This is a genomic window from Stenotrophomonas sp. PUT21, assembly GCF_052232875.1.
GTDB lineage: Bacteria > Pseudomonadota > Gammaproteobacteria > Xanthomonadales > Xanthomonadaceae > Stenotrophomonas > Stenotrophomonas maltophilia_N.
Genome location: NZ_CP197645.1, coordinates 3,714,065 through 3,730,517 on the forward strand (window position 1 = coordinate 3,714,065; position 16,453 = coordinate 3,730,517).

At 65.1% G+C, this 16,453-nt stretch carries 4 protein-coding genes; all 4 read right to left on the minus strand.

Annotated features, from left to right (window positions below; genetic code table 11):
* Window positions 1-171: 171 nt before the first annotated feature.
* The 4 genes from ACTT2I_RS16785 to ACTT2I_RS16800 all read right to left on the minus strand — a co-directional run bounded on the left by ACTT2I_RS16785 (window position 172) and on the right by ACTT2I_RS16800 (window position 16,355).
* A complete protein-coding gene (locus tag ACTT2I_RS16785) occupies window positions 172-13,674 on the minus strand; it encodes a filamentous haemagglutinin family protein (RefSeq protein WP_443096723.1) in 13,503 nt (4,500 codons plus the stop codon).
* A gap of 358 nt (window positions 13,675-14,032) precedes the next feature.
* Complete coding sequence (locus ACTT2I_RS16790) at window positions 14,033-15,055, minus strand: FecR family protein (RefSeq protein ID WP_312917313.1); 1,023 nt, start codon at window positions 15,053-15,055, stop codon at window positions 14,033-14,035.
* On the minus strand, window positions 15,052-15,591 hold the full coding sequence (locus ACTT2I_RS16795) for an RNA polymerase sigma factor (protein WP_312917310.1): 540 nt from the start codon (window positions 15,589-15,591) through the stop codon (window positions 15,052-15,054). Before ACTT2I_RS16795 ends, ACTT2I_RS16790 begins: the two co-directional genes overlap by 4 nt.
* Entirely contained in the window at window positions 15,591-16,355 is a 765-nt protein-coding gene (locus ACTT2I_RS16800; protein WP_443096724.1) for an STN domain-containing protein, read from the minus strand. The genes ACTT2I_RS16795 and ACTT2I_RS16800 overlap by 1 nt, the downstream gene beginning before the upstream one ends.
* Between the last annotated feature and the right edge of the window lie 98 nt (window positions 16,356-16,453).

A 16,453-nucleotide genomic window follows, 5' to 3' on the forward strand; every position in this document is an offset into this window, starting at 1 on the left:
CAGCGGATCCCCGGTGCGTACATCGGCCGACGCCACGTGCGGGCGCTGCGTATGCGGAAAGTGTGTGCATCAGCGGTAACAGCCGTATTGCACCTGCAAGGCAATTGCATGTGGCGAGACGTGCGTGGTCACGACCACGCACGTTGGCCACGCGGAGCGCGGGCATGCACATCACTGCCGCTTCGTCGTCGACGGTTCGAGACGGGCGCGTTGCTCGCTGCTCAAGCTGCCCATGCCGACCACCTGCACCACGCTGTTGGGGTCGTAACCGTCTTCGCGCTTCGGCGGTGCCACGCTGCTGGTTTCGTTGCCGAAGCCAAGCACCTGCACGCTGATCGTCGACGGCCGGGTCTGCTGCGTCTGCCGCTTGACCATGTCCTGCGCCGCCTGCACCGCGCTGTTGGCCGCGGCGCTGGCCGAGGTCAATGCACTGACGTTGACCACGGCGATCACCGGGATGCCCACCGCCTCGCCCTGCACCTGGATGTTGTCGGCATTCAATACCTGCAGTGCGGCCAGATTGACGTTGCCCGATACACGAATGCCCGCCTCACCGGCATCGATGGTGCCCAGCGGCGCGATCAGATCGATGTCGCCCGGCGGGACCTCGGAGATTGGATTGAGCGTGGCGATACCGGCACCGGTGTTCGGCGTGTTCGGCGACAGCGCCACATTGCCCATCGCGTCATAGACACGGCGCTGCGGCGTATAGACCACGGTGGTCTTGCTGCCACGACCGGCATTGATGTCACCCTCTGCCGACCAGGCCAGGATGTTGCCGCCGAAGGTGGTGAAGATGCGGCTCTGGCCCAGCAGTAGGCTGTCACGCGAATAGATGTTGATATCGCCCTCGCCCTGGGTCAGCACGCCGGAGCCCGCACCTGGGCTGAAGCCACCATCGACACCGACCAGGGTGCGCCCACCCGGCACCATCATGCTGATGTCACCGCCGAAGTCAGTGTGGATGCCTGCATCGTTCACCGTGTAGTACGGTACGTAGTAGCTGGGCTTTCCTGCGGCGATCCACTCGGCCTCGGTCAGGTAGGTTTTGCCAAGCACCGGCCGGCGCCGTGCCAAGCTGTCAACGTACTGATCGAAGTACAGCGCACTGCTGAACATGGTGAAGTCGCCTTCGTAGGCGATGTCCCTGCCTTGTGCGTCCTTGGACGGCAGCAGCGTGGCAATGGCCTCGCGGCCGCGCAGATAGCTGCCCTGGCGAGCGCCGTCCGCATCGTTGTACTCGCGACCGGCGGCCTTGAGTTCGGCGTAGTAGACATTGCGCAGGAACGCGCTCTGCTGCTCCACCGGCAAGGCTGCGAAGAAAGTACGCGCATCCATCGTGGCCGCATCGAAGTGCAGACCGCGTCCATTGGCACCGCCAAAGCGCGCACTCAGCCAATTGACCAGGTGCAGTTGGCTTTCCAGCTTGTATTCGCGGGCCAGGCTGCGATTGGCTGCAGTACCACCATTGGCCAGCGCGGTGGTGCGGGTCTGGTCCAGCTCCAGTTGCTTGTCTGCCAGGAAGCGTTCGGCACCGGCTTCGTCACCCGAATAGCCAAACTCGGCCCGCAGCCATTGCGCCAGGCTGACCACTCCGCCATAGACACGTACCACCTTGCCCTGCTGATCTGCCAGCGGCGCACCCGGATCGGCAAGATTGGCCGCATCCAGATAACGTGCCGCGAACGCCGACCAGTCGGCGCCGTGCTTGCCCATGCCAGCGGCCACCGAAATGCCGGCACCGCTGCTGCGGTCGCCCGGAACCACGTTGACCACCGGCCCGAGACTGCGCAGCTCGCCCTTGTCGGCCATGTACACATCACGACCGGCGCTGATGTCCAGCAGGCCGGGGCCGGCGATGTAGAACGTGCTGAAACGGATATCCCGCCCGGCCTGCACCACCGAGACGTCATCGGCACTGGTATGCACGATGAGGTTGCCGCGTGCGGTCGCGCTGGTGACTGCGATGGGCCGCTGCGGTGCCGATGGATCATTGCCATTGGCCTGTCCCAACCAACCCAGCGCTCCCGTTGTATTGCCGAAAAACGGGCTCTGGTTGTCGTAAGCGCCCAATGGCGTGCCGGAGTTCACGATGTCACGCCCGGCGCGCAGTGCTACCGCGCCGCCACCGTCGTACCAGTTGACGTCCGATACGATGCTGCCCATGCGCAAGCCAACCAGGTCACCGCGTACCGCGTAGTAGCGCGAAGGTATCTGACCCACATAGACGTGACCCGAGGCGGTAGGCGCGGTGAAGGTGAACAACGGATACACCTGACCGCTGCCATGCGGATCAGTCGCGTCCAGCAGCACGCTGGGAGCCAACGCGTTGGCGCTGACGTTGTGTAGGAACTGGCGCCCGTACCATAGTTTCGGACCCTGTCCAATAAAGCCCGGATTCCATGGATTGGACAGTGCGGTTGGATCAGCGCCGGAGGTCGAGAACGCGGTGCCGTTGGAATAGATCGAATCTGCCGCCAGCAGTTCCAGCTGACCGGTACCCTGCACCACAAACTGATCGGCCACCGGCGAAGGCGCCAGCACCACACCTGCCACGAAGCGTTCGTTGTTGGTGCCCATGATGGGCGACGTCCGCGCCTTGCCATAGAAGATGCTGCCGCTGGCCGCTGCCGCACGCAGCACCGAGGGATACACGTGATCACCATCGGTGGCCTGCGCATCGGTACGCACGGCCGGATCATTCATCGCCAGCGTCGGGGTGAGATTGCCACCTGCGGCGAGCAGGTCCACCGCTGTTGATGGCGTCCACAGCGAGAACCAGCTCCAGCCACCATCGCTGTAGGCCTGGCCATTGGCCTTGAACGGAGTTCCACCACTGACCAGCGGCACCCGCCCGGGGTCGACCACGCTGCCCAGCACCAGGTCGCCACGTGCATCCAGACGCGCGCCCGCATCGCCCAGCACCAGCACCGGACCGCCGCTACCGATGCCCACCGTGGATTGGAAGACGTCGTAGACACGCGATTCCTTGGCATCCTTGCCGCCGTAACGCAGCTCGACACCGCCTACCGCGCCCGACTCCAGCCGCAACGCACCGCGCAGGTTGGTGAAGCTGCCATTGAGTTCCAGGCGGTGCGCGTTGCCGCTGCTGAGCACGTTGGCGACCGGCACGGTGTTGCTGCCACTGAACACACGCAGCGCCGGATCCGCATTGAGGCCACCGCCGATGCGGATATCCAGATCACCGCCACCGGTCTGTACCAGCTCCCCATTGGCAGTAACACGGCCGGTGCTGGCCACCGCCAGATTCACGCCGCTGCTGCGCATCAGGAAGTACGAACCAACATCGCCGCGCCCTTGCAGCATGCCGGCGTCGCCAGCGGCTTCCAGCACCAGGTTGCCACCACCCAGCGTGCCGAAGCCGGTAAAGCCGACCTGGCGTGGCATGCCTACGTAGTTGTTGTAGTAGTTGGGCCCGTCGGTGGGCCGCACATAGGTTCCGAAGTTGATCCACCACGCGGTGGGCACGCCGTCGGCACCCCGCTGCACGCTGCCGCTGCCCTGGCGCCACAGCCAGTTGCCGAGCGACGCCGTCGGCAGCAAGCCCGGGGTGGCCACACCCAGGGTTTCGTAACGCAGGGTTGAGGACGGGCGGCCGAGGCTGTCGCCACTGATGTCACCGCCGGCACGCAGCAACAGGTTGCCTCCCGCTTCGGGATACCAGGCCTGGTACAGGCTCTGGCTGCCGCCGTCGACCAGGTGTTCAAACGCGCTGCCCTGTGCACCCAGCACCGTGCCAGCAACGCCTGCATCGCTCGTTGGCCTGTCACGCGACAGGTTATAGGGATCGCTGGCGGCACCGGCCGCCAACGAGGCCGATTGCGTGCCGGCGGTGTAGATGCCAAACAGCGAGGTGGTAGCGATGTCGCTGGCAGACACCAGGCGCAGGTCACCGGTGCCGGTGCGCACCACGCTGGCGATCTGTTGCCGACCAGGCTCAATGCTGAACATCGTATCCGGCGGCGTCGCCGGCGTATCGATCGCGGTCAGCTGACCGTAGCCGTAGCTGTCGAGCTCACTGACATCAGCGCTGAAGAAGCCATATGCCTGCAGCTCGGCCGTTTGATCGGCAGTGATCGACGTGCCGGACACAGGCATGAAGCTGAGCAGGTACTCGCCGAAGAAATCCACCACCAACTGCTCGAACCGGGCCAGATCGCCCCACAGGTAGGTGGCAGGCGAGCCGGTGCCGGGCACCTCGACCACCACCCCACCCTGCCCGTAATGCACGTCGGAGAAGCGCAGATCACCCTTGCTCGAACGCATCACGGTGAGACGATCGACGGCGGTTGTATCGGCGCCTGCAACCAGACTGATATCCCAGGACTGCGAGCCGGACTGCAGCATCGGCGCCACTGCCCAGATCCGCCCATGATTGCCATCGGCATCGGCCGGGCGCAGGTCGACGGTCTTGGCGCCACCGGGCAACTTCACATCGGTATCGCTGGGAATGAAAGCGCCCTTGGCCAACGCAAGGTCGGCAGCCAAGGTAACGATGTCCCCGACTGGCGGTGCCGGCAGCGCCACCCCGGCCGGCCAGGTCATCGCATCGATGCGGGCGGCCAAGGGCAGACGCATGCCAGCGGACAGACGCGTGCCCTGTGGCAGGGTGATCGCATCGGCCAGCACCGCGCCGGCGGCGAACAGCAGTGCGCCGGAGGCGTCGTGCACCGCTGCACTCAGCACCGTGCCCTTGGCCAATGCCAATGGCAACGCCAGCGTGGCCGCCGCAGGCAACTGCGTACCGGCAGCCATCTGCATGGCGGCAATCGGCAGGTCGTAGTTGAGCACCTTGCCGGAGTTGAATCCGGTGCCGGTGGCCAGGGTTACCAACCCACCATGCGGTACCACCACATCCGAACCAAACAGCTGGCGGCCGGCAGTCAGGTACCAACCACTGTCATCCAGGGTGCTGCCCAGCACGCTGCCGTCGAAGCCATCACTGATGCTGCCAAATACGTCCAGATCGCCCTGTGCACGGATCAGCAGCGAGCCGGCTTCGCCGGAACCACGGATCAGGCTCTGCTGGTTGTTCGGATTGACGCTGGCGTAGCGATGACCCGACAGATCGATATCGCCATCGACGTGCAGATTGCCATCGGCGTTTATCGAGGTGTCCGCCACCACTTCCACACCCGGCCGCAGATGGAACTGCTGCCCGTGCGTGCGCAGGCCGGCCAACTTGCGATCCATCAGGTCGGCATTGTTCAACGCGGCATTGATGAAGGTTCGGCTCTGGCCATCCAGACGATCCAGATAGGCCTGGTCGATGACCTGATAACTCTTGCCGTCGGTGGTGGCCTCACTACCCAGCGCGGCACTCGCATCGGTGATGAAAGCGTTGAGGTGGATGGACTTGGCACCGTCGATGGCAATGGTCCCGGCAGCATCGATGGCTACATCGTTGCCTCCAAGCCGTGGCGCATTCAGCGCCACGCTGCCGAAGTTGCTGTTGCTCCCGGCCACGCGCAGGTCCATGCGCGCACCGCTGTGCAGCGCCAACACACCCTTGCCCGAATCGATCTCGATCACCGCCCGGTTGGGTGCGTCGATGGTCTTGCCGTAGCTGTCCTTGCGCAGCACGTCGGCACTGGCATCCAGCACGGCGGTGCCACCCACCGTGACCCCATTGGAAGCAGCCAGACGGATGCTGCCGGCTTGCTCGCCACTGGCATCGATGGTGCCATTGACGATCAGCTGACCGTGGTCAAGCGCCACCGATATGTCGTGCGCCTTGAGCTCATCGCCGATGCTCAGGTCACCCTCGCCGATGCGGAAGCTGCGGCCGCCACTGACGCCACTGGCATTGAGGCGGGTATTGAGCCCGGCAAAATCCGCGATGAAGCGCCCCTGCAGGTCGATACGCCCGGCCGAGAACGGAACCTCGGTGCCACCGGCATCGTAGTGCCCGCTGCTGCTGCCCAGCAGCTGCCCGAACAGGCCAATGGTGCCGTGTTCGGCAAACGCGGACAGCTTCCCGCCGCGGTTGAACAACGCCGACAGGTCGACCTTCGCGCCTGCCGACTGGGTGACACCACCCGCGCGGCTGTCCAACACCACATCGCCGCCCCAGCTGTACTTGCTGGTATCGAAGAAGTCGATGCGACGACCAGCCAGATCCAGCTGCGCGCCATCGGCCAAGGTCACATCCCGCTGCGCCGACAGCGACAGCTTGCCGCTGGGCAGCAGCACTGCGGTATCCACCACTACGCCACCGTCGCGGCTGTCCAGCGCAATCTCCGCGCCCAGCGCCGATGCCAGCGTTGCGTTGTCCGGCGTGACCGGTTTTCCATTGCCACTTACATGGATATCACCGCCCGCTGTGATCTTGTTGACCGAACCCGCGCTGCCGGTCAACAGCGGCGTGCTGATGAACAGGTCACCGCCCTGGCGGTCGTAGGCCTTGGTCGTCGCGTTCCAGTCGCCCTGCGATTCGAATACCGCCAACGTGCCCTTGTTGTTGGCGGTCACACGCTCGCTTGCGTTCAGGTGCACCGAGGAAAAACCCAGTGCCAGCCGATCCTGCGCACGCACGGTATCGGGCTGTGATTTGGGGCCGAAGCCAAGCACGATGTCGCGTGCATCGACCACCAGCTGCCCGGTGCCGGTGCCCGGCCCACCCGCAACCACGCTGCCTGCCGGAGTCAGTGCCCCGCTCCAGATCAAGGTGTCGGTGTGGATGCGCGCAACATCACCGGCATTGCCATAGCCATAGATGGCCGGCGTGCCCAATACCAGCCGCTGCAGCGCGGATTTGCCGGTGACCGCATCGTAGGTGGACAGGCTGACGTCGCCAAAGAAATTGACCGACTCACGCGCCTTCAAGGACAGCGCTTCCAATGCCGGCGCGCCGGTGCTGGCATCACCGAGCAGCAGCCGACCCAGCACGTCCTGGTTGAGGGTCATGCCCGCGGGAAGGGTACCGTTCGCGTTGGCTGCGGCAATGGCCTCGGCGCTGCCAACATTGATGCCACCCACCGCCAACGTCAGGTTGCGGGTACCGTAGCGGACCGTGTCGCCGAGCACGAAGCGATTGTCGGTGGCGGTGGCGATGGTCCCTTCCGAATAGAGTCGGGTATCACCGATGCAACTCGCATTGACAGCACAAACACCGATCTCGATGGCGCCAGCACCATTGCCGTCGGAATCAGGCGCTTGCGGTGCAAGCAAATCCAGCTGCGCGTTGGATACCGCCAGCACCGAGTTCCTGCCCGGCTGGTAGACATAGCCCTGCTCGGCGCCGTAGCCCGATGCGCCGCGCCCAAGCGTATTGATGCCCGAGCCCTGCTCCAGGGTGATGCCACCGGCGGTGCGGCCGGTCATCAGGAACACATCGGCGGCCTGCAGTTGCGCGCCCTCACGCAGCACGATGCTGTTGCTGCCGGTGGCCGACATCGAGATGACATTGGCCGACTGCAGTGAGCCGGTGGCAGGGTCCAGGTAAGTGCTCCTCAACTGACCACCAATCTCCAGGCGCGAGGCAGCAATCGCATTGAGTTCACTGGCATGCACCGAAACGCCGTCGTAGCCGTCGGTGGCAGCCGCACCGTCGGCAAGGATTTCGTAGTTCGACGCACTCCACAGCCGCGCCACCGTGCCATTGCCATCCTTGCCCGGCGTACCCAGCACCGTGGCATCGAACTGCAGCGCAGGCTGATCCACCGCACCCGGTTGGCTGGGGCTGGTCAAGGCGAAGTTCACCGCCTTGGCGTCGCGTTCCAGCAGCGGCCGCGGTGCGCCTTCGCGCGCGGCCTGTTGCAAGGCGAAGCTGGCATAGCTGGTTTCGTTGTATTGCGAATAGCTGCGCAGCGTATCGGCGGAAGTCAGGATGGCCTGGGTAGGCAGCGCATCCACGGCGCCTGTATTGGCGATACCAAGCTGCGCCGACGTACTCCAGGAGCCATTGCGCATGCCCTGCGTCGTACCGAAGGCCGCCGCGCTGCTGGCCAGGCCGTTGAGCTCGACGCGGAACGCGCCAGGCAGCAAGGCATAGGTTGACGGCAGCAGCGTATAGGTACCAGCCGGCAGCCCGGGCACACCCGCGCCAATGGTGATCTGCCGGCCGATGGCCGGATCGCCGGCGCCCTTCTCCGCGCCAACCGGTGCATATCCGGCCTGCACGCCGGGCACGATCGCGTATACCGGATTGGTCTTCAGGCCCGGCAAGGTGAAGCCATCAACGCCCATCTGCACCAGCGGATTGAAGCGCGCATCGGTGGAACCGCCGCGGCCGGACAGGAAGGCCGCACCGGTAAGCTCGCCACCACCGGACAGGTCCAGCACCGCGCCAGCCTGCGCATTCACTGCATGCGCCTTGAACTCCACCTTCGGTTCCCAGCCGATACCACGGTAGTCGGCGTCCATGCCGTTGTAGTTGTAGGTCAGGCCGTCGACGGTACCGCCATAGGGCATCAACAGACCGTTGGCGCTGACCGAGGTGATGCTGCCTGGCAGCAGGTTGACCACGCTCGTATAGCCATTGCTGTTGCTGCCGAGCGTGATGCTGCCCAGCGGGGCACGCAGTACGCCGCCCTGGTTGATGGTCGCGGCACTGAACTCCATCGTGCCGAACACGCTGTACGGCATCGCCGGCAGTGCGCTGCCGATGCGCTCGATGGTGAGCGCGCGGGACGGGTCCAGCTCGATCTGGCGCACACCCCATTGGTTCAATGTCGTGTGCATGCCGACGCTGACATTGCCACTGCCGTAGATCTGCGCCGCCGCCAAGGTGGTGTCGCCCGGTGAGAACAGGCTGGCCTGCTGCAGGCGAAGATCGCCCTCGCTCTGGATGCGCACCTGGCCGAACGCGTCGCGTTCGACCGCCAACGTCGTAGCGGCGTTGAGTTTGATCTCACCACGGCTGCCGAAGCCCAGCATGCCGACGATATCGACCATGCTGCCGGCCAGGGTCAAGCTGGCGTCGTCCGCCACCAGCGGCACGCCCAAGGTCCCTGCGGCGGGTGAAACATTGCTGGAGCCGATGATCGGGTTCGGCATCAAGGTGTTGTCGCGCTGGCGACGGGCCGCGCCTGCGATGCGCAGATACGGCGCAGCCAGGTGCACCTGGCTATCGCGCGCCGCGTTGCTGGACAGGCCGATCGCGCTGGCAGTCAGGTACAAGGCCTGACGCATGCTCAGGTCGATGTCGCCATCCATGCTGAGCAGGCCATTGACGTATAGCGAAGCGGTATCGAAACCGCCCGCGCGTATCGCATCCACGCCATAGCGGGCATGACCATAGGCCAGGCTGGCATCCAGCTCACCCACGCCGACATCCGCGGCCAGCCCGCTGCCGCTGTAGATCTGTTCCAGCACCAGTTCACGTGGCACGCGCACGGCGTCGTCGACCAGTTCGCCCTTGGACGTCCAGCGATCTACCGGCCCGTAGATCGGCGTCTCCAGGTTCAATGCCAGCGTGCCGCCCATGGCACCGGCGCCGCCTGCGGCAGCGTTCAACGTGCCATCGATGAACAGGCCATTGTCCGAGCTCAAGGCAATCACGCCACCATGGCTGGCCAGCGTGGTTTCGCCCATGCCGGGCAGGTCGAGTACAGCCTGCGTACCCGATGCCTCCAGCCGCGCACCTTCGCGGACCACGACGAAGGCGTTTATCGCACCGATGTTCTGCGATGCCAGATTGTGCTTGGCACCGATTTCGATGGTGCCGCCGTCGAGCAGACGGCCATAGCGGCCAACCGCGTCATCGTTCGCGGTGAATGCCTTGCCGGAAACATCCAGCACGGCGTTGTCACCGATCCACACCGATCGTGCGGAAGGCAAGCCGGCCGGCAGGTTGGCGTCATTGCCGGTGCCAAAGTCACCACCCAACACCGAGATGCGACCGCCATTGGCCTGCAGGCTGCCTTCCAGCGTGATCTGGGCGTTGCCGGTCAGGGTGATGGACTGACCCGGATCGACACCGATGTGGCTGCCCTTGCCAAGCAACAGGTCGGCGGCGGTCAGTACCGTGCCTGCCGTCAACGCGAGACTCGCACCCTGCCGCAGGCTGACCAGGCCCTTGCCTGGCTGATCCTGCTGCAGCGGCGGCAGCCACAGCGACAAGGCCTCATCCGGATCGCCACCGCTGGTCAGAGCCCGTGCAGCCACCCGGTCGAACTGCAACAGCGGCATCGCCACATCGACACGCGCACCATCGACCACCACCACACCATCGCGACCGCTGACGCTGTAACTCTTGAAGCCGGACTGGAACAGCTTGCTGTCCAAGGCCAGGAACGACTGCACCGGCAGGTCACGGTGCCACGAAGTGCCCGGCGGAATGCGGGTGCCGTCGGGCATCACCAGCACGCGATCGGTGACGGTACCGGCGACATAGTTGTAGGTCTGCTGCGGGATCGGCAAGCCGGTGGGAAACACGTTGCCGGGGATGACATAGCCTGCGGGCAGATCGGTGATGGTCGCCAAGGTGGTGCCTGCGGGCAGGGTCTGCCCGGCGTACATCACCGGTCCGCCGTTGGCCAGCTGTACCGTCACCGGCAGCAGCCACGGCGCCTGCGTGGTCACCGTGTTGATGCTGTCCACCGAAGGCCGCAGCGTCGCCGGCATCGCCTGGCCACCCAGCACACGCGTCTGCACGACGCTGAAACTGACCGGAATGACCTCGCCCGGTTGCAGCACCACATCGGCGGCAAGGCGCAGCGGTAAATCGCTTTTCTCGCCCGCAGGCAGCTGCTCGATCGCACTGGCCAATTCACCGCCAATACTTACCAGCGTGCCGTGCTCGATGTTGAGCGCGCCGCCGCTCTTGACACCGTAGCCGCGGATGGCGCCATCGAGCGCAAGCACACCATTGCCCTGGTACTGGCCAGCCGCCAGCGTGACACTGCCGCCCTTGCCACCGGAGACGCTGCCATCCACCGCAACCGCGGCACCGGAGGACACGTCGATCAGGCTGCCTTCGCCCAGGCTGACGCTGCCACTGCTGCGCAGCATCACCTCGCCACCGTTGATGAAAGGCAGCCCTGCGATGGACTGCGGGTCCTGCCACTGGTTGTTCCAAAGCCCGCGCGCGTCCAACGTCACGCCATCGGCGATGTCGACCTTGCGCTCATAGCTGGCGGCCGCAAGTGCACCGATCGGCCGATCCTGCCAGGGGTCACCACTGGCCGTGTGCTGCACCAGCATGTTGCCCAGGCGGATGCTGCCGCTGCGGGCGGTAAGATCGGCATTCACCGTGACATCGCTCGCGTGCAACGCGATACCACCGCCAGCGGCGACAGTGAGCGCCTCATCCACGCTCACCCTGCCCAGCGCGTGGATGTCCAGCGCGGCGAACTTCTGTGCATTGAGCCAGGCCGCATCCAGCGTGATATGCCCGGCCTCGCCTGCAGTACCATCCGAACCAATCGAGACTTCATCGACAACCGCGCCCGGACCAAAGCGTAGCTGGCCGGTGTCCTTGTCGTAGAACGGGTCGTAGGTGCCGATGACCAGTTGGCCACCACGTGCAACGGCGGTCTGCGCCTGCTGATAGCCATCCAGCACGGCATCGCGTGCACGCGTCTGCCGGTCGCCCTGGAAGGTGGTGGTTTCGATCCCGCCCTCCAGCTGCGCCGACTGGGTGGCCACCACCACGCGGCCGGCATCGCGGCCGACCACATAACCATTCTCCAGCCGCTTGTCCGGGCCGATCACCGGGCTGTAGTAGTACTCGGTATTGCCCCAACGCGCATGCACATCCTCGAAACCACGGTAAAGCCCGGTGTACAGCAGATCGCCCGGCGCGCTTGAGGCGCTGTACAACTTGCCATCGGCACCCTTGAGGTGGGTCTGCTGGATATAGCCGGTCTGCACGTCGAGCGTGCCGCCGGACAGGTTGATATGCGAACCCGCCTGGGTGACCACACTGCCACCATTGAACTGCACCGTGCCGCCTTGCGCCGACCACTCGCCGATGCCGTGGCCGGTGACACCCAGGTAGCCGCCCACTTCCAGCAGGCCGCCTGCGGTATACCAACGGTCGGTTTCATAGCCATTGGTGCCGGCGGGCACCAGTACCAGATCACGTCGATCCAACCAGATGTTCTTGCTGTTGAGCGATTTGTCATCGCGGTTGAGCGATGCGTCGCGCTGCTCGTTGCCCTGCACGTTGATCTGGACGTTGTTCGCTTCCATCGCGATCTTGACGCCAACGTGGCCGGATACATCGATGCGTGCGCCGCGTTCAACTTCGGTGGCAGCGGCATCGACAAAGACCTGGCCACCGGTCGCCAGGGTGAGGCTGCCATCCTCGAAGCGCACGTCACCGCCACTGACGATCTGCACCAGCGACTGGTCGCGCCGGTGCAGGATGCCGTCCCCGGCCTTGTCCGATTCCTGCACCAGGGTCTCGCGCTGCACGTCCAATGCGGTGGTGGCGCTATCGTCCAGCACCACTGCGGTGGTGCTGCCCTGGCCCAGCGTCACGTCGCCATCGGCGTCACCGCGGGCGGTCTGCAGATGCACGGTGCCACGGGTGTGCACGGACGTGGTCGCGACCAGCGCGCCGTCCTGGCGCACATCATGGCCGGCCAAGGTGATGTCGCCGGTGGTTGCCTGGATCAGGCCCGTGTTGCTGACGACACCGGCGGCAGCCGCCGCATCAATCCCCCCGGTAACTGGCTTGCGCAGCGTGGTGACCACGTTGCCGCGCGTCGTCGAGGTCTGGTTCTGCTCGGTACCCATGCCCTTGCGGATCACGAAGGCATCACCCGCCGCCAACATCGTCTGTCCGTTGGCCGTGCTGATCTGGCCGTCGTTGTGCACCTGCCGACCAAGCAGCAGCACATAGCCACCACCCTCGGTCACCGACGAAGGAACGTGGGTGCTGATCTGCGCGCCACGCTCGACGATCACATCGCCGGTTGCAGCCGTATGGGTGAACGTAGTCGCGGTGGTGGTCAGGTCATTGGCGAAGGTGGGAATGAAGCCGTTGCCCTGCGCATCACCGTAGATGCCCTTGCCGAACTGCGCGTCGCTGATGTTGACTGCGGATGCGGCCAGGTTCTTTACATTGACCTGGCTGCTGCCATCGAATACCACGCCATTGCGGTTGATCAGCATCACCGTGCCTTCGCCCTGGATACGCCCCAGGATCTGCGAGGGACGACCGCTGGGGTCGTTGATGCGGTTCAGCAACGACCAACTCGCCTGCTGGTCGAAGTCCACCACGGTGTTGCGGCCGACGTTGAAGGTTTCCCAATTGAGGATGGCCTTGTCGGCGGTCTGCTGGATGCTGACCGTGGTGACGCCATCCTTGCTGCTCTGGGTTGCCGCATTGGCATTGTGCCAACCACGGGTCAGTGCATCGTCATCGATCTTCAATCCGCCTTCGCCGAGGCCGTCCGGCACCTGGCTTGGCCGTGCGCGTGCGGCGTCGCGCGCGGTCTGCTGCAGGCGCTGCTGCATTGCGATTGCCTGCGCGGCGGTATTGAGGTTCTCCAGCGATGTCTTCAGCGCATCGCGTGCCTGCTGCGCCTGCTGGTCGCTGCGTTGCAGGTTCGATGGCATGCCATTGGGAAGCCTGCCGGTCTGCGCTGCGGTCCGCTGCTGCGCGCCCTTGCCGGCAAACCAGGCGGGACTGAAGGCCTGCTGTGCACTGACGCCGCCGCTGACGCTGCCGGCCATCAGCAGCACTGCGATTGTCTGTGACAATACCCGTACCTGCGGCGCCCGCGTGGTACCGGGAACAACCGAACCATTGTGCTGCTTCACCATCGCCGTCACCCGTCGCAATATCGTTCGCTGATAAGGGCAAGCGCATATCCCCGCGCTGCAATACGAACCTGTTCCGACCGGAAGCGAGATTGACACTGCAATGCGTTGCGCTTGTTACGCTGGATAAGACCGCACTGGTTGGCAGCGACTGAACCGCTGTCATAGAAAATTCATGCAATGACGACGCAGCAGAAATTCAGCCGGACTTCGTCATGCCAATGTCATGCAGGGGTGCTCGAATCGAGCGCGACGCGTTGTTGCAGGCTTCACTGCGTCACTGCCTGCATGCTGCCGCTCAGCTGAGCAGAACCACACCACCAGGCATGTTGACCACCTTGGCGCCATAGGCATCCCGAACCAGATCGATGAAGGTATCGATGCGCTCGAGCGGAATGCGCGCCTGCACCCTGCGCTGCGGCAGTGCGCCACCGGCAAGCACGATGCGTCCGGTGCGATAGCGGTTTACCTCATCCACCACGTCCTGCAGCGGCTGATCATCGAAAAGCAGCCAACCATTGCGCCAGGCATCGATGGCGTCGGTAGCAACAGGCGCGACCGAAGCAATACGATCTTCCAGCAAGCGCGCCTGCCAGGCTGCTTCCAGCACCACCGTGCGTGCCCCGCGCAGCAGCTGCGCACGGCCCGCCAGACAGGTGATGCGGACATCCGTGCCGACGCAGCGCACGTTCACCCGTGCTCCGGGCGCTGGCAGCAGGTGCGCGCCAGCGACCGCGATGGTGAAGCCCTGCACCGCATCTGCCTGCAGCGCGAACTGCGCTTCGCCCTCGCTGACCTCGATGCCTGGCGAGCCGTCGGCAGGCCGGTTCATGGTGGTGCGTGCAGCCATCGTCACATCGACGTCGGCGATCTTCAGCGTGCGCAGTTCACCGGTGGCGGTGCGGTAGTCGGCGGCCAACGCCGAGAGCTCCGGCCACATGCCCAAGGGTGAGCGCACCACCATCCAGCCAGCTGCCGCAGCGGCGGCGCCGCCCAGGAATGCACGGCGGCGCAGGTTGACCGCATCCCGGGGACGGCGCCTGCCGCTGGCTGGTAGCGCTACGGTGACGGCTGCGCCGACCGGCGTTGGCGACGGCGCGGTGACCGGCGCCACGGCCGTCTGCATTGCCGGTGCCAGCGCCACCCACAGGTGTCGTACCTGCGCGAACGCCGCTGCGTGCAGTGGGTCACGCGCGCGCCAGCGTCGGAACGCCTCGGCGTCGGCGGCCGTCACCGGCCCGGTCTGCAGCCGCAGCAGCCAATCCTGCGCCTGCGCCTGCAGCTCAACGGGTATGTTCGGAACGCTGGATGTCGTGTTCATATCTTTCGTGACGGTTTTCCCGCCCCCGGACCGAAACGCTGTACCAGCGGACGGTCAAGTCGTCCCGCGCAATGTTGCAGCGCTTTCTTGAGATCCTTGCCGACCATGCGCGAGGAAACCCCGTGCTGGTCGGCAATGCTGTCAATGGGTTGTTGTTCAATGCGTGCGGCGATCAGGATCGCCCGCTGGCGTTCGGGAAGCTCGCGCAGGGCGGCGGCCAGCGCCTCCATCTCCGACTGGCTGAAAGCCACTGTCGCCGGGTCAAGATGGTCGGCAGCTTCGTCCATCAGCGCCTCCACCTCGGCACCCGTGAGCACACGGCTGTGGGCGATGCGCTGATCGGTGGCAGCGTTGATTGCCATCCGGAACAGATACGCCACCGGGTTGCGCTGCGGTTCGCTGCTGCCCATGCGCTCGACCCGAAGCCAGGTTTCCTGCAGTGCATCCAGCGCAAGGTCATCCGATCCAAGGCGCCGTCGCAGACGCTTGCGGAAGCCTTCATAGTGATCCAGGAAGAGACTGCGCAGACCGCTCATCAACGGCCCCGGCACGGCGGTGTCGCGCCGGGTGATTCCGGGAGCAGCAGCAAGGTGATCGGTTGCGGGATATCGGCAGGCAGGCCAGGCAACGGCAGATCGCGCAAGCGCTGCAGGAGGGTGCTGTCACGCTCCGGATCGCCGGTGGATTCCAGCAGTTCGGGTGCGCGTATGCGCTGATCCGCTGCGCCCAGCCAGAAGCGCAGGCTGGCACGGTAACCCCCGGGGCGGGTGAGCGGGTGGCCGCACAAGGCCTGCTCCAGCGAGCGCTGGATCACCCGCGCGCCGCGGCGACGATCCGGCTCGGACAGCAGCGCCTGCGCAGGCAGGTCTGCAGCTTCCTGCAACCTGCCATTGCCAACAGATGAAGACGGCACCAGGGTGAACGCACCGTTCCCAACGAAATGCGGTGCCAGTCCGGTCCCGTCCACTATCCGCTGCAATGCTTCCCGCCAACCGTAACGCCCCGATAGCGGGGCCGAGCGCAGCTCGCCCAGCAAGCGGGCATCTATCAGTACCGCCACTCCAGTGATCTCCCCATACAGCCGCAAGGCATCCGGCAATGACTGGCCCGGGATGTCGAAGGTGTAACCTTGCTGCTCGTTGCTACGGTCGGCATCCATTCCGTCCGCCGCCAACACAACAAGCGGCAGCCACAACCACAGCAGCAGCGCCCAGCCCAAACGGCGGCCATGATGCCTGCCCCAAGCAATCCTGCTCAGCCGTTCGTATCGGTCGTGTGTCCGGGTGTCATAAAACTGCATGCAAGACGCGCCAGCATCACAACGCCAAGCAGGTCACGGTAGGCCTGCTTCATTGCAGATCGGTGACAATCATGCGCCTCCCAAAACACTCAATCGCA

Coding starts and splice junctions, on each gene's coding strand:
- ACTT2I_RS16800 (WP_443096724.1), bottom strand. CDS start 16,355: ATGCAGTTTTATGACACCCGGACACACGACCGATACGAACGGCTGAGC.
- ACTT2I_RS16790 (WP_312917313.1), bottom strand. CDS start 15,055: ATGAACACGACATCCAGCGTTCCGAACATACCCGTTGAGCTGCAGGCG.
- ACTT2I_RS16795 (WP_312917310.1), bottom strand. CDS start 15,591: ATGAGCGGTCTGCGCAGTCTCTTCCTGGATCACTATGAAGGCTTCCGC.